General features: G+C 64.9%; 16 protein-coding genes. 9 read left to right on the top strand and 7 right to left on the bottom strand.

The annotated features are described in order from the left end of the window. Positions 1-89 precede the first annotated feature (89 nt). The 3 genes from ACODTA_RS06305 to ACODTA_RS06295 all read right to left on the bottom strand — a co-directional run bounded on the left by ACODTA_RS06305 (position 90) and on the right by ACODTA_RS06295 (position 3,649). Positions 90-1,532 carry a peptide MFS transporter gene (locus tag ACODTA_RS06305; RefSeq protein WP_489064956.1) on the bottom strand — a complete coding sequence of 481 codons (1,443 nt, stop codon included), beginning with the start codon at positions 1,530-1,532 and terminating at the stop codon, positions 90-92. Between the two features lie 276 nt (positions 1,533-1,808). Then, positions 1,809-2,441 carry a TetR/AcrR family transcriptional regulator gene (locus tag ACODTA_RS06300; protein ID WP_489064955.1) on the bottom strand — a complete coding sequence of 211 codons (633 nt, stop codon included), beginning with the start codon at positions 2,439-2,441 and terminating at the stop codon, positions 1,809-1,811. Positions 2,442-2,494: 53 nt separating this feature from the next. Further along, positions 2,495-3,649, bottom strand: a complete 1,155-nt coding sequence (locus tag ACODTA_RS06295; RefSeq protein WP_489064954.1) for an MFS transporter — start codon at positions 3,647-3,649, stop codon at positions 2,495-2,497. Between the two features lie 257 nt (positions 3,650-3,906). Between ACODTA_RS06295 and ACODTA_RS06290 the strand changes: the two genes are divergently transcribed. After that, positions 3,907-4,152 carry a hypothetical protein gene (locus ACODTA_RS06290; protein WP_489064953.1) on the top strand — a complete coding sequence of 82 codons (246 nt, stop codon included), beginning with the start codon at positions 3,907-3,909 and terminating at the stop codon, positions 4,150-4,152. Between the two features lie 17 nt (positions 4,153-4,169). Then, complete coding sequence (locus tag ACODTA_RS06285; protein ID WP_489064952.1) at positions 4,170-5,486, top strand: L,D-transpeptidase family protein; 1,317 nt, start codon at positions 4,170-4,172, stop codon at positions 5,484-5,486. A 12-nt stretch (positions 5,487-5,498) separates the two neighbouring features. Here ACODTA_RS06285 and ACODTA_RS06280 read toward each other — a convergent pair whose 3' ends face one another. Next, positions 5,499-7,157, bottom strand: coding sequence for a hypothetical protein (locus tag ACODTA_RS06280; protein WP_489064951.1), 1,659 nt, complete (start codon positions 7,155-7,157; stop codon positions 5,499-5,501). A 137-nt stretch (positions 7,158-7,294) separates the two neighbouring features. On the opposite strand from ACODTA_RS06280, the gene ACODTA_RS06275 reads away from it, so the two are divergent. Then, positions 7,295-8,044, top strand: coding sequence for a helix-turn-helix transcriptional regulator (locus ACODTA_RS06275; protein WP_489064950.1), 750 nt, complete (start codon positions 7,295-7,297; stop codon positions 8,042-8,044). A gap of 80 nt (positions 8,045-8,124) precedes the next feature. Next, a complete protein-coding gene (locus tag ACODTA_RS06270) occupies positions 8,125-9,246 on the top strand; it encodes a pyridoxal phosphate-dependent aminotransferase (protein ID WP_489064949.1) in 1,122 nt (373 codons plus the stop codon). Here ACODTA_RS06270 and ACODTA_RS06265 read toward each other — a convergent pair. Then, positions 9,231-9,911 (bottom strand): YncE family protein, encoded by a 681-nt coding sequence (locus ACODTA_RS06265; protein ID WP_489064948.1) that lies wholly within the window; start codon positions 9,909-9,911, stop codon positions 9,231-9,233. The two genes, ACODTA_RS06270 and ACODTA_RS06265, sit on opposite strands and share 16 nt — an antisense overlap. A gap of 285 nt (positions 9,912-10,196) precedes the next feature. Then, positions 10,197-11,156 carry a ketopantoate reductase family protein gene (locus tag ACODTA_RS06260; protein WP_489064947.1) on the bottom strand — a complete coding sequence of 320 codons (960 nt, stop codon included), beginning with the start codon at positions 11,154-11,156 and terminating at the stop codon, positions 10,197-10,199. Between the two features lie 396 nt (positions 11,157-11,552). On the opposite strand from ACODTA_RS06260, the gene ACODTA_RS06255 reads away from it, so the two are divergent. The 5 genes from ACODTA_RS06255 (at position 11,553) to ACODTA_RS06235 (ending at position 16,788) form a co-directional block, all read left to right on the top strand. Continuing rightward, on the top strand, positions 11,553-12,062 hold the full coding sequence (locus ACODTA_RS06255; protein WP_489064946.1) for a Csu type fimbrial protein: 510 nt from the start codon (positions 11,553-11,555) through the stop codon (positions 12,060-12,062). Positions 12,063-12,077: 15 nt separating this feature from the next. Then, complete coding sequence (locus tag ACODTA_RS06250; RefSeq protein ID WP_489064945.1) at positions 12,078-12,614, top strand: Csu type fimbrial protein; 537 nt, start codon at positions 12,078-12,080, stop codon at positions 12,612-12,614. Between the two features lie 22 nt (positions 12,615-12,636). Then, positions 12,637-13,398: a fimbrial biogenesis chaperone gene (locus ACODTA_RS06245; RefSeq protein ID WP_489064944.1), complete on the top strand. Its 762-nt coding sequence runs from the start codon at positions 12,637-12,639 to the stop codon at positions 13,396-13,398. Positions 13,399-13,495: 97 nt separating this feature from the next. Beyond that, a complete protein-coding gene (locus tag ACODTA_RS06240; protein WP_489064943.1) occupies positions 13,496-15,796 on the top strand; it encodes a fimbria/pilus outer membrane usher protein in 2,301 nt (766 codons plus the stop codon). Beyond that, entirely contained in the window at positions 15,787-16,788 is a 1,002-nt protein-coding gene (locus ACODTA_RS06235) for a Csu type fimbrial protein (protein WP_489064942.1), read from the top strand. The genes ACODTA_RS06240 and ACODTA_RS06235 overlap by 10 nt, the downstream gene beginning before the upstream one ends. Here the strand turns inward: ACODTA_RS06235 and ACODTA_RS06230 are convergent. Further along, a complete protein-coding gene (locus tag ACODTA_RS06230) occupies positions 16,785-18,413 on the bottom strand; it encodes an NAD(P)/FAD-dependent oxidoreductase (RefSeq protein WP_489064941.1) in 1,629 nt (542 codons plus the stop codon). The genes ACODTA_RS06235 and ACODTA_RS06230 overlap by 4 nt on opposite strands. Positions 18,414-18,439 lie beyond the last annotated feature (26 nt).

Raw genomic sequence — 18,439 nt, 5'->3', positions numbered from 1 at the left:
AGGTCGCGATTGTGTAACGATGTTGCGAAAGTGCTGAAAAACGGGCGGTCTGCATTACGAGGCACCGGGCAATTCCATGCGCGACGTCTTCACGCCCATCGCCTTTGCGCCCGAGCGGCCGTGGGGCGTTGCGACTGTTGCCTCGCGGCGGGGGCGGGGGGCGGCGCGAGCAGCCGTTTCAATGGGCGGGCGACGAGCAGCATGATCGCGAAGGCGACGAAGGCGAGCATGGCATGGAGCGCGAAGAAGCCGGCATGGCTCATCGCCTGCCATGATCCGGCGAGCGCGCCGACGAGCAGGTTGCCCAGGAAGATGGACAGGAACAGGATGCCGGTCATCGTGGCATTGAGCTGCGTCGGCGCTGCACGCGAGAACAGCGCCAGCAATGTCGGCCAGTAGAAGGTGAAGCCCAGCGCATTCAGCGCGTAGAGGAGGATCGGCCAGATCGCGCCGACGGTCTCGCCACTATCCGCCCGTCCGGCGGGAAGGGTCATCATCAGATTGGCGGCGGCGATGATCAGATAGCCGGTGGCGATCCTGCTCATCTCGCCCGGTTCGCGCCCGCGTTTCGCCTGCCGGCGCCAAAGCGCGATCAGCAGAGGCACTGCCAGGATGCAGAACAGCCCGTCGAACGCGTTGAACGATGCGGTGGGCACGATCCAGCCGAACAGCCGGCGGTCCACCGATGCCTCGATGAACAACAGGCCTGCATTCATTTCCTGATAATAGGCGGCGCAGGGCAGGATCGCGATCATGCTCAGCAGCAGCAGCGCGGCGATTGTCCGCCCATCCCTCGCGGTCAGTGGCATTCGGTCGTGCGTGCCGTGCGATCGCTTGCGGTCGGCGGGAAGATGCTTCCATCCGGCAAGATAGACGGCCAGCGCGGCCAGCATCAGCGCGCCGGCGGCGCCGAAGCCGATATGCCAGCCGAAGCGCTGCGCGAGCAGGCCGCACAGCAGCGGCCCGAGCAGCGCCCCGGCATTGATCGCGCCTGAGAATATGGCGAAGGCGCGCGTGCGCCGCCCTTCGTCGCCGGGCGCGTAGAGATGGCCGACCTGAACCGAGATATTGCCCTTGAGGCAGCCCGTGCCGAGGATCAGCAGAGACAGCGCGATCAGGAAAGCCGTTTCCACCATCATCAGCGCATGTCCCGCCGTCATCAGTAATGCACCAAGCACAACTGTACGGCGTTGACCGAGCAGGCGATCGGCCAGCAGGCCGCCGAAAATCGGCGTGAAATAGACGAGGCCGGAATAGAGGCTGAACAACTGGCTCGCAAAAGCCTGGGTGGAGAGCGGCCCGGTCATCGCTTCCAGTCCGGAGCGGAAGGATGCGAGCCCCAGCACCTCGCCGGCCGCCACCGGCGTCAGCAGGTGCTGGATCATGTAAAGCAGCAGCAATGCCGACATGCCGTAGAAGGAAAAGCGCTCCCAGGCTTCGGTGAAGGCGAGATAGGCGAGTCCCATGGGGTGGCCGGCGAACCGGCGGCCACCGTCGGCGGCCTGTGCCGGAAAGGGCGGCGCTACCGTCATTGCGCGCTCCATATGCGCGAACCGCCGGGCGGATGTGCGGCCATGATGCCGGGCGATCGAAACGGAAGCATCGCGGTCTCCAGCCGGTGTCGCCGAAGCGGATCCGCGCTTCGTCTGACACTAGAAATACAGTTCTGTATTGTTATCGCATTGCGGTTTTGAGGCTGTCAAGCCCAGCCGTCGAAGGGCGTCGCCCGCGATACGGTCCGGAAAAATGGGGCGAGCCTGTGGGTGGGCAGGCTTATGCCGGGCTTCGACTAGGCAAGCTCGTGGGGATCAGTCGTGCCCGGTGAACACGCGGATATAGCTGCTGGTCAGCGTCTGGCGCTGTTCGAGCGATTCCTTGAGGCCCGTCGCATAATAGCCGACCTGGTGAAAATAGACGATCCTGGCGCGGATCAGCGCATCATGAGCCTCATATCCGCCTTCGACAAAGGCCTGCCGGATCGCCTCGATGCGAACGGCATCGGCCTCCTGCACTGCCTGTTCCACATCGGGCGACATGTTCGCCCAGGCCCGGACCGCCCGGTCATAGGCGGCGCTGAATCCCTGCTCCAGAATGTAGAGATTGGCCAGCCGCGTCAGCCGTTCGTCCATGGTTCCCGGCTGCGCGATCACGTCCAGCATGGGCTGGGTGTTGCGCGCGCGCCAGTCTTCGAGCAGTGCGTCGAGCAATTCGGCATGGCTCTTGAAGCGCCAGTAGAAGCCGCCGCGCGTGACACCCGCGATCTTGGCGAGCCGGTCGATCTTCACGCCGACGATGCCGTCCTCGATCAAGGCGCGTCGTGCGATGTCGACCCATTCCTGCGTCGATGGCGTATGTTCGGGCGGTGGCGTCCGGCGCCAGGTACGACCCGGCTTCCCCGACCTTGCACTTGGGTTCGTCTGTGGCGGCTTTGGCGCTGGCATGGTCGCCTCATTGCCGGATAACCCGATATGCGGTCAATCATGCCCGTCCGTGCTCAACAATCGGCGCAGCTCTTGTCCTGCCATAGCGCTGTCACCAGCAGCATCGCGCCGACCAGCGCATAGGGCGCGCCAATGTCTATCGTATAGATGGCGGTGCCCGCGATCGGCCCCAGGATCACCCCCAGCCCCTGTGCCGCCGCGATGGTACCCGCGGCTGCGCCCTGTTCGTGGCGCTCCACCGAATTGGCGGCCAATGCCGAAACCGAAGGATAGACCCATCCCATGCCGAAAGCGGCGATGCCGTAACAGGTCCAGAGCATCGGCGCGGCGGTCGCCAGCGTGACCGAAGCGAAACCCAGCCCCCCGATGATTCCGCCGAAACGGATCAGCCGTGCGGGCGGCCAGCCCAGCCGGCGCAGTAGAAGTTGCGCAAGCACCAGGGCCACACCGACGGTCGCCAGCGCGATGCCAGCCGCATTCGCCGCACGGGCGGGATCGAGGTCCAGCCGGTCGAGCGCATAGAAGCCCACGGTGATCTGCGCGATGGCGACGCTGAACATCGCGACGAAGGCGACCGCCATCGGCCGACGCAGGCGCTTGTCGGTCAATCGCAGCGGTGCGGCATTGGGCGATGAATGATGTTCATGCCGGGGCAGCACCCGCCACAACACCAGCAAGGCGATCGCCGGCAAGCTGGCCGTCAGGTACAGTGGCAGGCTCAGGCTCAGCGGGCCGATCAGTCCGGCGGCGCCGGGGCCGATCACCATGCCCGCCGCGCTCGCCGCGCCGATCGTGGCCATCGCGCCCGCGCGCTTCTCGGGCGTGACATGATCGGCGACCAGTGCGGCGCTCGTTGCCGGCACCGCCGCATAGAACATGCCGGCGACGCCCCGCCCGATGAGCAGTCCGGCAAAGGCGATGGCGGGCAGCATCGCGGTGCGCAGCGCCAGATCGATGAACAGGGCAAGCAGGAAATAGCTGATCGCGAAGCCGGTCAGGCCGAACAGGATCACCGGCCGCCGTCCGCGTCGGTCGCTCGCCGCGCCCCACACCCGCGCCATCAACATCCAGGCGACGCCGGCAACTGTCATCGCCGCGCCCACCTGCCAGGGGGCGAGCCCGATCACCCGTGCGATCGGGCCGGCGAGCGCCACGAACGCCATCATCGCCATCGAGCAGACAAAGCTTTCGAACATGAGTGGTTTCATGCTGAAGGCGGGGCGCTCCACTTCAATGGGGGCATCGGCAAGGCTGGTCATGACGATCCTATTTGCGAGTCGTTCGCAATTGTGCGCTGACCGATTGCCGAGATCAAGTTTCCCCATCGGATCCGCCGATCGCCGCACCCGGCGCACGATCCGTCGCGCGAATGGTGAACGCTGCGTAACGAACCGCGCGTCCGGACGTTGGGTCTGTGCGTATGTGCGCACGGGTTCCCCCGGCGCCCTTGAAAGGGAGCAAGTCTATGCGTTTTCAAACCGTGATGTTGGCAGGCCTCGGCACCCTCGCGCTCGGCGCCTGCGCCAAGCAGCAAGACGTCGCTTATGCACCGCCGCCACCGCCGGGCGCTGTTCCCGGTAGCACCGCCGCCGACCGTGACGGCGACGGCATCATCGACGGTTATTATACCGCCGACGGAATCTACCATCCCAATGTCGTGCCGGCTTACAATCCGCCGCCCACCCCGACGCGCAAGGGGGAACGGGGCTGATCGCTTCCCTCCGGGGAATGCGGGTAAGCCGCATTCCCCATTATCTGCTCCTTGGCGCGGCGATCTGCGCCAGCCCGGTCGCAGCCGCGCCAGCGAGAAAGGCGCCAGCCAAGGCTGCACCTGCCGGACCAGCCACCGAGGCCATCGCGCTCGCAATCCGGGCGCAGGCAGGTGGTGGGGTGAAGAACTTCTATGCTGATCGTGGCTTTCGGCCGCTCTGGGCAGCGCGCGGCATGATCGGCCGGTCCGCCGATATGTTCATCGGCTATCTCAAATCGGCCCATGCTGACGGCTTGAGGCCGTCATCTTATGATATCGACGAATTGAGCGAGGCCGTCGCGGCTGCGCGCGGCGGCGATGCGCGCGCCATTGCGCGTGCCGAACTCGAATTGTCCACGATCTTTGCCCGCTATGTCCAGGATCAGCGCCGTTCGGACGTTCGGATGATCTATGCGGATCGCAGACTCAAGCCGAAGCGGCTTCGCGCCGAAACCGTGCTGCGCGCGGCGAGCTTCCCCAAGTCGCTGGACGATTATGTCGCCAATATGGGCTGGATGAGCGAGCAATATGTGCGGTTGCGCGCCCTGGCTGCACGCGCCGAAAAACAGGGCTTGGCGGACGGCAGGCTGGCGCGCCTCCATCTCAATCTCGACCGCGCCCGGCTGCTGCCTGGACCCTATACGCGTCATATTCTCGTCGATGCCTCGTCGGGACGGCTCTGGTATTATGAGCTGGGCAAACAGGTCGGCACGATGCGCGTCGTCGTCGGCGCGAAGGAGACGCAGACGCCGATGCTGGTGGGCACACTGCAATGGGCGGTGCTCAATCCCTATTGGAATATCCCCACCTATCTTGCGCGCAACAGCATAGCACCCAAGGTGCTTGCCGGCCGCTCGCTCGCGGCGCAGCGTATCGAGGCTTTGTCGGACTGGAGCACGACGGCGCGCCCGCTTCCGGCGTCGGAGATCGATTGGGACGCCGTGGCTTCGGGCAAGCGTGAGGTCCGCCTGCGCGAACTGCCGGGCGGCGCCAATTCGATGGGGCGCGTCAAATTCATGTTCCCTAATGACGAGGGCATCTATCTGCATGATACGCCCGCTCGGGATTTGCTGAAAAAGGACGATCGCCATTTCAGCAATGGCTGCATCCGGTTGGAAAATGCCGCCGAATTGGGCAAATGGCTGCTTCGGAAGCCGCTCGGCGCCGCCGCATCGAAAAAGCCCGAACAGGCGGTGCCGCTGCCCGTGCCCGTGCCGGTCTATCTGACCTATATCACCGCTACCGCCACCGATAATGGTATCGCCTTCCGCCCGGATGTTTACGGCAGGGACTGAGTACCGACGGATTTACGGCACTTGCGTCGGGTGCGTCGATTTCTCCCACACGTCCGATGTCGTCGCGACCAGTTCCTTCATATCGCGCCAAGGGCGTCCGCCTTCAATCGCGGTCGCTCCCTGGATGGTGCCCTTGGCGAACGCGATCAGTCGATCCTGCACGCGTTTCTGCTCGTCCGCCGGCCAGACCTCATAGGGATGTGGGGCGCGAACGACGACGAGTTCCTTCAGTCCCTTGACCCGGCGATAGCTGTCCATCGTGCCCTGGAGCGACGCTGCGTAATCCCACAGGCCGCGTGCGAAAAAGGCGGCGGGCCATTTGCTCGTGCCCGCCAGGATCGCTGAACTCGGGAAGAAGACGATGTTATGCTCGACCTGGCTGCCCGCGATGAACAGGGGGCGATCCCGGCCCAGGCCGCGTTCCTCATCCTCCTCGCTCGGCTTGTCCATCACATAGCCGGGGCCGCTGCTGAATTCGGCGAGCAGCATCGCGCCCTTGATCGTCCTGTCGCCGACGGCCGGGGCGCATGTGATCTCGGGCAGGTCGTAGGTGCAGCTCTTGTCGAAATTCATCGTCATCGCCCAGCCGCTGGCCATGGTGCCGCGCGAATTGCCGAACAGCAGCACCGGCAGCCCGCCCGGTGCCTTCGCGCCGCGCACCGCATCGGCGGCGGCGAGTCCCCTGGTCACCGTGCCCGACGACGCCATCGCGCGCAGCCCGTCACCGGTCCTGAGGCTGGCGACGATCGCGAGCAGGTCGCGGCCCTGCTGCAAGGTGTTGGTGTCGCTATAGCCGCTTGAAATGCCGACGCCGCGTCGGTCGTAAAGCAGCACGTCGAAGCCCGCGCGACTGAAAAGCAACGCGGTCTCGCGCCACAGATCCTGGCCGGTCGCGCCGCTCCGCTCGCTCGGGAAATCGTTGATCTCGGTCTCGCCATCCTCCTCGATCCGGTAGAGCCGGTCGTCGGGATGGGTGATCGCGGCGATCCGCCCGCCGCCGCCCGCGGTCATGATCACAAGCGCGCGCGTCTTGCCGCCCTTGCCATCATCGACGCCGTCGCCGCGCACATACCAGCCGCGGATCTTCACCTGATCGTACATCTGCATATGGATCCGCTCATAGGGATCGCGCGGTGCGGTGAATTCGACGGTGGAGGTGCGGGCATCGAGCGCGGCGAAGGGTTCGTTATAGGGCGCCTGCGCGAAGAATGCGGGACGGCGGATGCTGGCCAGGTCGATATCGCCCACCGTTTCGGTCGCCTTGCCGAGCAGGTAACGGTCGCGTTCGTCGCGATTGTGAAATTCCTTGTTGGGCGGATGGCGGTTCATCACCGCCTTGAACACGCGCTTTCGGCATTTCTCGTCGGCCTTGCATTCTGTCCAACGCCCACGCAGCCGCGCGTCGCTATATTCGTCGACATAGAAATCGCCCTTGTAGTCCGCCGGCGGAACCGCCGCGACGCTCGAAAAAGGAATGCAGGTGCGCGGGCCGGCGGCGGTGGAGAGGATATAGCCGGACATCTTTCGGTCGCGGTCGTAATGGACCGGCGCCTCGCATTCCGCTGGGGGCGATGCCGGCGCGGGCGTGGCGCCGGGCTGCTGGCCGATCGCGCCATTCATCGGCACGATCATCAATGCCACCGCCGCTATCAGCCTTGTCCCTGGTCGCATCGTGCCTTGCCCTCCCATTTTCTGGCAACGACGTTGATCGTCCGAAGCTGTCATCAACCTGTCTTGCCGAAAAGACGAGCGCCCGTGACAGTGATGTGAAAGCATCGAATGTCAGGATTGCGTGAGAGGATGAGGCCATGCCGTATTCACCACAGACCGGGCAGGACCCGCTCACCGACATGATTTTCGCGATCGGAGAACCCGACTTCGCCGCGCGCGCAGCCCATGCCATATGCGGCTTCCTCGATTTCGAGCTGAGCGCGATGATCGTGCATGGTGCCCGATCCGGTTCGCGCGTGATCTACGATAATTTCGATCGCACGGGATCGCGCCTCGGCCTCGATAACTATGTCCGCTTCACCCACCGCGCCAATCCGATGCTTGCCGCCCGTGGTGACATCGCCGTTTGCCGCGCACGCGACTTCGCGATCCGCGGCGGCGACCTCGGGCAGCCCTTCCAGGCGCTCCTCATTCCCGAGGGCGACGAGGAACTCGGTTTCAGGACGACGGGTTGGCCACCGATGCTCGAGGAGGTTGGCCTTTATTTCAGCGGATGCGGCGGAAGGGTAGAACTGGGCTTTTATCGCGAGCGTTCGTCCCGCCCGGTATCGGCGGACCGGCTGGAGATGCTTGGCGCGTTCGGTGCGCCGATCCGCGCTGCTTTCGAACGGAACGCCGCATTGGAACCTCAGGCGGTGGCCATCGACGCGCCGGCCTTGTCGCCGCGCGAGCGCGAGGTCTGCGCGCTACTGCTTGACGGATGCTCGACCGAAGCGATCGCGCTCCGGCTGGGTATCAGCCGTCACACCGTCAAGGATCACCGCAAGAGCATCTTCCGCAAGCTCGATATCGGAACGCTCGCCGAGCTGTTCGCGCTCAGGCACTGAACCCCCTCCCTGGAGGGATGGTCCGGAGGGGGCAGGGCGGGGCATCATCCGCATCTCACATCAATGGGAAGCTGAATCAGATGCGCTATGTCCGGATGCCGATCGAGGTCGAATCTCCCGAGGAATACGGGTATTCCAACATCCGCTACAATCTGTCGGAAAGTTCGATCACCGATCAGACGATCGCGGGCCTTGGGTTGACGATCCCTGACCTGACCTTGCTCTATGGCGAGCATCGCGGCGGCCAGCGGCTGCGCGCGCTGATTGCGGAGCAGGGCGAGGGGCTCCATGCCGACGATGTGCTTGTCACTGGCGGCGCCGCGACCGCCTTGTTCGTCATCGCGACCTCGCTGCTGGGCGCCGGCGATCATCTTGTCATCGTCCGTCCCAACTATGCGACCAATCTGGAGACGCCGCGCGCGATCGGCTGCGATATCAGCTTTGTCGACCTGTCGTTCGAACGGGGCTTCGCGGTCGATCCCGATGCGATCGCGGCTGCGATCACGCCGAACACGCGGATCATCAGCGTCACTTGTCCGCATAACCCGACCGGCGTGGCCATGAGCGCGGATGACCTCAACCGTCTTGTCGCGCTGGCGGCGGCGCACGGCTGCTATCTGCTCGTCGACGAAACCTATCGCGACCTCTGCTATGGTGAACCGCTGCCGCTGGCGGCGACATTGGGGCGGCATGTGATAAGTGTGTCATCGCTCTCGAAGGCCTATGGCATCCCCGGCATCCGCATCGGCTGGCTGATCACGCGTGACCCGCATCTCCAGGAACTCTTCCTCGCCGCCAAGGAGCAGATCGCGATCTGCGGCAGCGTCGTCGACGAATGGATCGCCGAGCAGGTATTGGAGAAGCGCCGGGACTTGCTGCTGCCGACCCTCGCCGAGATGCGCCGGCGGCTCGATGTGGTGGCGGACTGGATCGCGGGCGAGGACAGGCTCGAATGGGTGCGCCCGGCAGGTGGTGTCGTTTGTTTCCCGCGCATGCGCGCCGATCCGCCGGGCGGCACCGCCGCCTTCTACGAACGGCTGTTACGCGATCACGGCACCTATGTCGGCCCCGGCCATTGGTTCGAGATGTCCGATCGCCATTTCCGCCTGGGCTATGGCTGGACCTCGGCCGACGAGCTTGTCGCCGGCCTGGACGGCATCTCGCGCTCGCTCGGGGGGTATCCCGCTCAGCGTGGTGCGTAGGTGAGCACGGTAAAGCTGTTCGGGTGATAGATCTTGGTGGCCGGCGTGCCATCGGCCGCCGGCGGGGGCAGCGTATAATCCGCCGTCACCACCAGCAATTTCCCGGTACGTTCGTCGATCGTCATCATGCGCGCGCCCGGCCGGGTCGAAACCGTGCCGAGCGGGCGGAAATCGCGCCCGTTCTGGCCGATGACGCTCAGCGTGCCATCGGCGCCGTTGGATGTGATGATGCGCCCGCGCATCTCGTCCACGGCAAAGCCGTCGATGCCCCTACCGATCGGCAGGCTGGCCACGACCGCGCCGGTCGCGGCGTCGAGCGCCAGGAAGCGGGGGGCGTCCCCCAGACAGGCTGCGAGCACGAGGTTGGTGTTGGCCTGGAAGCGCACCTTGGAAACGTTGCACGGCACCTGCCATCGTCCGGTTTCAGCCAGTGTCCGGGAGTCCAGCGCCAGGATGATGTTGTCGTATCGCACCGGCGCGAACAACCGGCCTTTGCCGTCATTGGCTGGATCATCCATCTTGCGGAACGGGAAGACCGTCTTGCCGCGCAATGCACCCGTGGCGGCATCGAGTGTGAACCAGGTCGATTGCTGCGGCCGCGTGCCGACAATGGCATGGATCCGGCGCGATGTGCAGCCTGTTCGTGCCCGGCTCCATCTTCGCATAGTCCCAGCCGGTGTTGGTGCTTGGCAGGGTCGCGTTCCGTTCGAGCGTATAGAGCAGGTCCTGCGCCGTGGCGGCGCTCGTGCAGGTCAGGATCGCGAAACCAGCGATGGCGGCGAGATGACGATTCAAGATTTGGCCCCTCGGTTCGTGGACGGCCGCATCTCCTCACCGTGCCGCGATCGCTGAACAAGCGCCAAGATCGAAATAGTCGATGGTTCAATCGCTGTCCGCGATCGGCCTTATACGCGATCTCGAAGATGGCGACGCATCCGGGATCTGCTCGCCTAAAGGTCGCGTCCGGCGTCGAACAGGCGCGTCATACCGAGCAAAGCATCCATATAGGGCGTGGGAATGCCTGCCTGAGCGCCGATCGCGCGCGGTGCGCCAAGCAGCGCGTCCACCTCGATCGCGCGTCCGGCCTCGACATCCTGGAGCATCGAGGTCTTGAAGGCGCCAAGCTTGCGCGTCACCTGTATGCGGTCCTCACCGCTCTCCGCGATCGGGCAGCCGATCGCGGCGCCTATCGCCGCGGCCTCGGCCATGATCCGCAATGTGAAGGTCGCGACCAGTTCGTCGTCGAGAATGCGGTCCGCCGTGGCGCGGGTAAGCGCCGAAATGGGGTTCATCGTCATGTTTCCCCACAATTTGTACCAGATATCCTGCTGGATCCGTTGGCTGACGGTGACATCCAGCGATGCGTCGCGGAACAATGCCGCGACGCGGTCGAGCCGGTCGGTCATGGCGTGCGACGGCTCGCCCAGGATCAGGCCCTTGCCGAAATGCCTGCGGATAACGCCCGGTTCGACGGTCGAACAGGAAGCGTGGACGACGCAGCCTATCACCTGGTCGGCAGGCAGCACGGCGCCGATCGTGCCGTCGGAATCGAGCGAGGCGGGGCTCAGTTCGGGCCGGTCGCCCAGGAACCACCAGGGCACGCCGTTGAGCATCGGCACGATCACGGTATCATGGCCGATTAGCGGGCGTGCCGCCTGTGCTGCTTCGCGAAGCGCGGGGGCCTTGACCGCGATCACCACCAGATCCTGCACGCCGAGTTCGGCGGCGTCGGCGGAGACCGTCACCCTTGGCGCGATCCGCCCACCTTCCTGATCGAGCACAAGACCGTTCGCGTGGATATTGTCGAGTGTCGCGCCGCGCGCCAGTACCGATACCGGCGAGCCGGCCGTCGCCAGGGTTGCGCCGATCCACCCGCCGATTGCGCCGGCACCCACGATTCCAACCTTCATTGCCTGTCCTTCGCCATGCTCGCAGCGCCATAGCAGGCATGAAGTCGTGGCGCGATGCACCGGATACTCAGGCGGGGGAGACCTGCATTTCAGTGTCCAACGGCGGAAATGCCGAGAATCCGCCAAAACTACCATCCAAAATGAACTGTAAATATAACCGAAAATCCAACCGTTTTGAATAATACTTTGGATGTATCTCTCAAGTAATCAATCAGGATCAATTTGGACTAATAATGAATATTTAACCGTTGTTGTCTATCGAATGCAGAGTGTTCGAATGAAGTATTCATCTTGTCGAACTCTTTGGGTTCGGCGTTCAGTACTTGCTGCCAAGTACGGGGCGTCGTTTCGGTGGAGAGCTTTATGAACGTGAAATGCATATCCGTGGCGTGCGCAATGTTCGCGATCGCAACCGGTACGGCGGCGCAAGCCGATGTCACCGGCACTGTCGATGCCACGATTACGCTGACGAGCGGCTGCATCATCAACGGGCAATTGACCAATGACGGTGCGAGTAACAGCGATTTCGGAACGATCGATTTCGGATCGCGCAACAGCCTGTTCGTTTCGGCCGATGGCGAGACCGTCGGCAGCGGTACGGGGATCGCGATCCAGTGCACACCCGGCATCACGCCTTCGCTTACCTTTGGCGCCGGGCAACATGACGGCCAGGGCACTGGATCGGGCAATCGCGCGATGGCGCATTCCTCCGCATCGGGCCAGTATGTGAAATATGGCCTCTATTCCGATGCAGGCCGCAATACGCTGATCGCGATCGACGGCAGCCTGGCGCTGGCCAGTGACGGCAGCGCGCAGGTCATCCGTGTCTATGGCCGCGCCTATGGTGCGGCGGGGCTCGTTGCCGGCACCTATTCCGATACGGTGCTCGTCACGCTCGAGCTTTGACGAAGGGCGGGGGCTGTGGCGCGGATCGTCGCTGCCGGTGTCTATGCCATGCTGGCGGCCGCGGCGACGATCCCGTCCGGGCCGGCCCGGGCTGAGACAAGCAAGTCCTTCGAAGTGGCCGCGACGATCCAGCGGGGGTGCCTGATCGAAGGACCGGGGGCGGGAGCGGGGGCTTTCGGACATCTCGATTTCGGCACGGTCTCTGCATTCACGAGCGGAATGCGTTCGGCAAGCGTGACGTCCAACCAGACAATCACGCTGCGCTGCACGCCGGAGACCAATCTGCATATGTCCGTGGATGCCGGAACGCATCTCGCAGGTGGCGTACGGAACCTGCAGCGCGGCGCCGATGTCGCCAATAGCATCGGGTACACGCTCTATTCCAATGCGGGCTACACCGATGTGATCGCGCCAGGAGCATCGATCGGCATCACCGTCGACGCGACTAACTATACCGACATTCGGCTGCCGATCTTCGGGCGGTTGACGCTTTCGGGCCTGCGGCCGGCGGGCGTTTACGGAGACATACTGACTGTCACGCTGAGCTGGTGAGATTTTGTGGGAGGGGACCATCATGCGGCATTGCATCATTCCGGTCGCACGGTTGCTGGCATCATTTGGTGCGATGCTACCGGGTGCGGCGATCGCCCAGGCGGGTGCGGTCCTGATCTGGCCAGTCGATCCTGCGATAGAGGCCACGCAGCGCGCGACCGCGCTCTGGCTGGAGAATCCGGGAAAAGCGCCGATCCAGCTTCAGGTGCGGGTATTCGGCTGGCAGCAATCCGACGCGGGTGATCACTATGGCGCGCAGAACGAGGTGGTCGGCACGCCGCCCATGGTGCGGATCGAACCGGGGCAGCGCCAGCTTGTCCGCCTGACCCGCACCCAACCGGCGCCCGCCGGCGCGGAACTCGCCTATCGCGTCATCGTGGATGAGATTCCCTTGCCGGCGGCGGTCGCTGATCAGGCGGATGCCGCGCGAATCCAGTTCCGGATGCGCTACGCCATCCCGCTCTTTTCCTATGGCGATGGACGGTCGCGGCCCAAGCTGGCGGGCGGCGCGCCGGCGGCAGCGCCGGCACAGGCGCTTGGTTGGCGCATCGTCTCCGAAAGCGGAAAGCGGTTCCTGGAGATGCACAATGCCGGGCAAACGCATGTCCGCCTGGTCAATGTCAGCTTCGAAGCGGACAAGAAGCCGTTCGCGCCGGGCCTGCTCGGCTATGTGCTGGCCGGCGCAACCATGCGCTGGCCGCTGCCCGAAGGCGCGGGCAATGGCGTGCTCAGATTGAGCGTGAACGGCGAAGCCGTCACCATGGGCGCGGCCTCGGGTGACTGACCGGATGCCCTCGCGATGTCCTCCACCATGCCCAGACGGGGCCGGCGCCGGCCGGTGATGCGTCGTGCGATCCGTTCCCACAGCGTGGACGCGCAGGATGCGGATGCTGTCCGGCTGTCTGGCCGCATTCTTCGCGCTGACGGCATCGCCGCTCCTCGCCTCGTCGGGCCGGTTGGGCGGCATTCCCGCGGCGGATGATCGCATGCCCGCCGCGCAGACGCTTCAGCTCGAACTGGTCGTGAACGGCGTCTCCTCGGGATTGATCGTGCCGGTCACGCTCGGCCAGGGGCGGTGTGAAATGGCGGCGTCGGATCTGGTCGCGGCAGGCGTCATGCTTCCCACCGGCCTGTCGGGCGCGATCGAACTGGGATCTCTCGATGGCGTCGCGGTCGATTATGATCAGCCCAATCAGCGCCTCAGGCTCGACGTGCCCAGCGCATGGCTGCCGCATCAGTCGGTCGGCGGCGGCGGTACGGCGCGGGTGCGGCCGCAAAGCAGCTTCGGGGTCGTACTCAACTATGATCTCAATTTCGTCGATGCCGCCGATCGCGCGCCGCGTGCCGTGGCATGGGGCGAGGCCCGGATGTTCGGCGACTTCGGGCAAGTGTCGCTGACTGGAGCGGTGCAGGGTGGTCACGTGATCCGCTACGATCTCAACTGGAGCTATTCCGACGACGAACGCATGATCACCTACGAAGCCGGCGATTTCGTGACGCGCAGCCTGCCCGGCAATCGTCCGGTGCGGATGGCGGGAATCCAGATTTCGCGCGACTTCTCGGTGCGGCCCGACGTGATCACCTATCCCTTGCCGGAATTCGCGGGTGATGCGCGATTGCCGTCGGCGGTGGATCTGCTCATCGACGGCTATCGCGCGGCCGGCGGACAGGTCGCGCCGGGCGCGTTCGCGATCGGCGCGATGCCGGGGCTGAACGGAGCCGGACAGGCGACGCTGGCCGTCACCGACATGCTCGGCCGGCGGGTCACCACCACCATTCCCTTTTATGTCAGCAACGACCTGCTTCGCCCCGGCTTGCTCGATTTTTCGGGATCAATTGGTGTGCTGCGCCGGAATTACGGACGCAGGAATTTCGATTACGGTCGCGCAGCGGTGACCGGAGCGCTGCGCTACGGTGTTTCGCGGCTGATCACGGTGGAAGGATCGGCCGAGGCCAGCAGCGGCTTCGCTTCGGCAAATCTGGGAGCCCTCGTCCAACTCGGCAATGCCGGTGTCGTCAATGCCGGCTATGCGATGAGCGACGATGATGGTGAAACCGGGGACAGGCTGACATTCGGCTATCAATATCGTGCACGACGCTTCGGTTTCGCGGCGAGCCATGTCCGAGAAAGTGAAGGGTTCTCGGACCTTTCCAGTATCGGCGATCGCCATGCCGCGCGCACGACGACTACCATCGCCACCAGCCTGTCGAGCGATGCGCTCGGCAATTTCGGGGCCAGCTATATCGCGACCAGCGATCGGCGCGGGCAGGATCTCGGCCTGGCCAGCGGCTCATGGTCGATGTCTCTCGCCCGTGGCGTCACCCTGTTCACTTCGGGCACCTATGAGGTGCGGCGCCGCCAATGGTCGGGGGCGCTCAACCTGATCCTGCCGCTGGGCGGCAGCAGAGGGACGGCAGCGGCAAGCTTCTCGCGTGAGGCGCGCGGCGCCACCACCCTTCGCGCCGATTATGGGCGCGCCATACCGGCCAGCGGCGGGCTGGGCGGCAATGTCATGTTCGCACGCGCGTCGGATACCGGGCTCTATGGTTCGGGCGAACTGGCATGGCGCACATCTGCGATGGAAATGCGCGGGGGTGTCTATGGCCGCCGCAACGACATCACACGCTGGGCGGGCGTCAGCGGATCGGTCGTCGCGATCGGGAACGACGTGCTGCTTGCCAATCGCATCGCCGATTCCTTCGTGCTGGTGAATACGGGCGGGCGGGCGGGTGTGCCGGTGCGTTATGAGAACCAATTGGTCGGCCGTAGTGGCGGCGACGGGCATGTGCTGGTGCCGTGGGTGCCTGCCTATTATGCCGGGCGCTACTCGATCGACCCGTTCGATCTGCCCACCAACGTCGCCGTGCCGGTTGTCGAGCAGAGCGTCGCGGTGGCGCGCGGCAGCGGCCTGGTGCTGAATTTCGATCTCAGGGAGATGCGATCCGGCCGGGTCACGCTGGTCGATGCCAAGGGCGTTCCATTGCCTGTCGGCACGATCGCGTCGATCAACGGCGGCTCAGCGCAGGCGATCGGCTGGGACGGTTTCCTGTTCGTCGAGGCGCTGGAGGATATCAACGCCGCTATCGTCACCTTGCCGGACGGATCACGCTGTACCGCCGAATTCGCGGCGCCGCCGCCAGGTGCCGAAGATGCGATGATCGGGCCGGTCTCATGCCGCTGATCCGCGCGCTATTGGCCATGCTGGCCTGCGTCTTTGCATTGATGGCGGGACGCGCGCATGCACAGACGTTCGGATCTTGCACAGTTGCGACCGCAAGCTCGACGCTGGGGCCGGCGGGGTCGTTTACGGTCGCGACCACGGCCCAGCAGGGCAGCGGATCGAGCGGGCTTGGCTGCAGCGCGATTTCGGTGGCGACCAATTCCTATCTGAAGGTGAAGCTCGAAAGCTCCACCTTCACCCTGGTCGGGCCGGGCGGGCGGACCGTTCCCTTCATCGTTTCCGCGGCGCCGAACGGCACGGCCATCACGACGGGAGCCGAGGCCGATTTCTCGAGCTTCGATCTGCTTCACCTGTTTACCGGGCCGGGCGGAACGGTGCCGCTCTATTTTCGCACCACGCCGACCAGCGGGCTGGCGTCGGGAACCTATCAAGGCAGCGTCAATCTGCGCTGGTATTTTTCGGTCTGTACGCTGGGCGTGGCGGTCTGTCTGGCGCTTTCCGAGAGTCCGGGTTTCGTACGTCCGGGTCTGTTCACCACTTTGGCCTGGGGAACGGGCGTACCGGTGACCATCAACGTCTCGCTCACCGTCGACAAGGATTGTGCGATCACCGCGCCCGATGTCGATTTCGGTACGGTGGCGCTGGTCTCGCAATTCACGCCGAAAACCCGCACCATCTCGATCCGGTGCAGCGCGGACGCGAGCTATACCGTGGGCCTGAGCAATGGCGACAATTATGCCGGCGGTTCGCGGCGCATGAAATTGGGCAGCAATTATCTTCGCTACGAGCTTTATCAGGGCACCAGTGGCTCGACGCGCTGGGGCCCAAGCGGCGGCGAGCGGCGGAGCAGCGGTGCGGCGGATACCAATCCGGGCCTCTATGACGGCAGCACGCTTCAGGGCTTCACCTATCGCGCGATCATCGATCCCGGGCAGGCGACGCCAACGGCTGGTCGCTACACCGATATCGTCCTTGTCGATGTGGTGTTCTAGCGCAGTGTTCCCGCGATGCTTGCCGCGACCGCTTCCGCCACCTTGATGCCGTCGATCGCGGCGGAGAGGATGCCGCCCGCATAGCCGGCGCCTTCGCCTGCGGGGAATAGCCTTTCGACATTGAGGCTCTGGAAATCCTTTCCGCGTGTGATGCGGATCGGCGAGGACGTTCGGGTTTCCACACCGGTCATCACCGCATCTGGATGGTCATAGCGTGGAATTTGGCGTCCAAATGCCGGCAATGCCTCTCGGATCGCGTCGACCGCGAAATCGGGCAGGCATTGCGACAGGTCTGTCATGGTGACCCCCGGCTTGTAGGAGGGGATCACTTCGCCCAGTTCAGTCGATGCGCGTCCCGCCAGGAAATCGCCGACGCGCTGACCGGGCGCGTGATAGGACGAGCCGCCCGCGACATAGGCGAGCGATTCCCAATGACGCTGGAGCGCGATGCCGGCCAATGGACCATCGGGATAGTCGCGCGCGGGATCGATCGCCACGACCAGCCCGGAATTGGCGTTGAATTCGGCGCGCGAATATTGGCTCATGCCGTTGGTGACGACGCGGCCGGGCTCGGACGTCGCGGCGACCACGCGTCCGCCGGGGCACATGCAGAAGCTGTAGACCGTTCGGCCGTTGGCGCAATGGTGCGACAGGCTGTAGGCTGCGGCGCCAAGATCGGGATGGCCCGCGCAGCGGCCATAGCGGGCCTGGTCGATCCAGGATTGCGGATGTTCGATTCGCACGCCGATCGAGAAGGGCTTTGCTTCGATGTGAACGCCGCGTGCGTGCAGCATCTCGAAGGTTGGCCGCGCGCTGTGGCCGACCGCGAGCACGACATGGTCGGCCTCCAGGAAATCGCCGCCCGCGAGATGCAGGCCGCGCAGCCGGGCCTTGCCGTCCGGTCCCCGGTCGAGTTCGATGTCGTCAACGCGTGTCTGCCAGCGATATTCGCCGCCCAATTCCTCGATCGTATTGCGGATGCTTTCGACCATGGAGACGAGGCGGAAGGTGCCGATATGCGGATGCGCCTCGGTCAGGATATCCTCCGGGGCGCCGGCCTTCACGAATTCCTCGAGCACCTTGCGCCCCAGGAAGCGCGGATCCTTGATCCGGCAATAGAGCTTGCCGTCGGAGAAGGTGCCGGCGCCACCCTCGCCGAACTGTACGTTGGAGTCCGGATTGAGTTCGGCCCGGCGCCACAGGCCCCAGGTGTCGCGCGTGCGTTCGCGCACCACCTTGCCACGATCGAGGATGATCGGGCGGAACCCCGCCTGCGCCAGGATCAGCCCGGCGAACAGCCCGCAGGGGCCGGCGCCCACCACCACCGGGCGCAGGCCGGACCAGCCGGCGGGGGCGATGACGGGCGCGCGATAGCGCGTGTCCGGCGTCGGTCGCAAGTTATGATCGTTGGCGAAGCGCGCGAGCACGGCAGCCTCGTCGGCCAGCGTGAGGTCGAGCGTATAGACGAGCTGGATTTCGCTGCGGCGGCGCGCGTCATTGCCGCGCCGAACGAGTTCGAAACCCAGCAGGTCTTGGGGCGCGATGCCCAACCGCCGGCAGATGGCGAGGGGTATCGCATCCGCTTCGTGGTCGAGCGGCAGGGACAGTCCGGAAAGGCGAAGCATGCGCGGCTCCTACCGGCAAATCGCCG

The sequence above is a fragment of the Sphingomonas sp. FG14 genome (assembly GCF_057809675.1).
This window is presented reverse-complemented; position numbering and strand designations above follow the sequence as displayed.

What these genes read in the sequence shown, in the direction of transcription:
- ACODTA_RS06305 (WP_489064956.1), bottom strand. Translation starts at nt 1,532, where the DNA reads ATGACGGTAGCGCCGCCCTTTCCGGCACAGGCCGCCGACGGTGGCCGC.
- ACODTA_RS06300 (WP_489064955.1), bottom strand. Translation starts at nt 2,441, where the DNA reads ATGCCAGCGCCAAAGCCGCCACAGACGAACCCAAGTGCAAGGTCGGGG.
- ACODTA_RS06295 (WP_489064954.1), bottom strand. Translation starts at nt 3,649, where the DNA reads ATGAAACCACTCATGTTCGAAAGCTTTGTCTGCTCGATGGCGATGATG.
- ACODTA_RS06290 (WP_489064953.1), top strand. Translation starts at nt 3,907, where the DNA reads ATGCGTTTTCAAACCGTGATGTTGGCAGGCCTCGGCACCCTCGCGCTC.
- ACODTA_RS06285 (WP_489064952.1), top strand. Translation starts at nt 4,170, where the DNA reads ATGCGGGTAAGCCGCATTCCCCATTATCTGCTCCTTGGCGCGGCGATC.
- ACODTA_RS06280 (WP_489064951.1), bottom strand. Translation starts at nt 7,157, where the DNA reads ATGCGACCAGGGACAAGGCTGATAGCGGCGGTGGCATTGATGATCGTG.
- ACODTA_RS06275 (WP_489064950.1), top strand. Translation starts at nt 7,295, where the DNA reads ATGCCGTATTCACCACAGACCGGGCAGGACCCGCTCACCGACATGATT.
- ACODTA_RS06270 (WP_489064949.1), top strand. Translation starts at nt 8,125, where the DNA reads ATGCGCTATGTCCGGATGCCGATCGAGGTCGAATCTCCCGAGGAATAC.
- ACODTA_RS06265 (WP_489064948.1), bottom strand. Translation starts at nt 9,911, where the DNA reads ATGCGAAGATGGAGCCGGGCACGAACAGGCTGCACATCGCGCCGGATC.
- ACODTA_RS06260 (WP_489064947.1), bottom strand. Translation starts at nt 11,156, where the DNA reads ATGAAGGTTGGAATCGTGGGTGCCGGCGCAATCGGCGGGTGGATCGGC.
- ACODTA_RS06255 (WP_489064946.1), top strand. Translation starts at nt 11,553, where the DNA reads ATGTTCGCGATCGCAACCGGTACGGCGGCGCAAGCCGATGTCACCGGC.
- ACODTA_RS06245 (WP_489064944.1), top strand. Translation starts at nt 12,637, where the DNA reads ATGCGGCATTGCATCATTCCGGTCGCACGGTTGCTGGCATCATTTGGT.
- ACODTA_RS06240 (WP_489064943.1), top strand. Translation starts at nt 13,496, where the DNA reads ATGCGGATGCTGTCCGGCTGTCTGGCCGCATTCTTCGCGCTGACGGCA.
- ACODTA_RS06235 (WP_489064942.1), top strand. Translation starts at nt 15,787, where the DNA reads ATGCCGCTGATCCGCGCGCTATTGGCCATGCTGGCCTGCGTCTTTGCA.
- ACODTA_RS06230 (WP_489064941.1), bottom strand. Translation starts at nt 18,413, where the DNA reads ATGCTTCGCCTTTCCGGACTGTCCCTGCCGCTCGACCACGAAGCGGAT.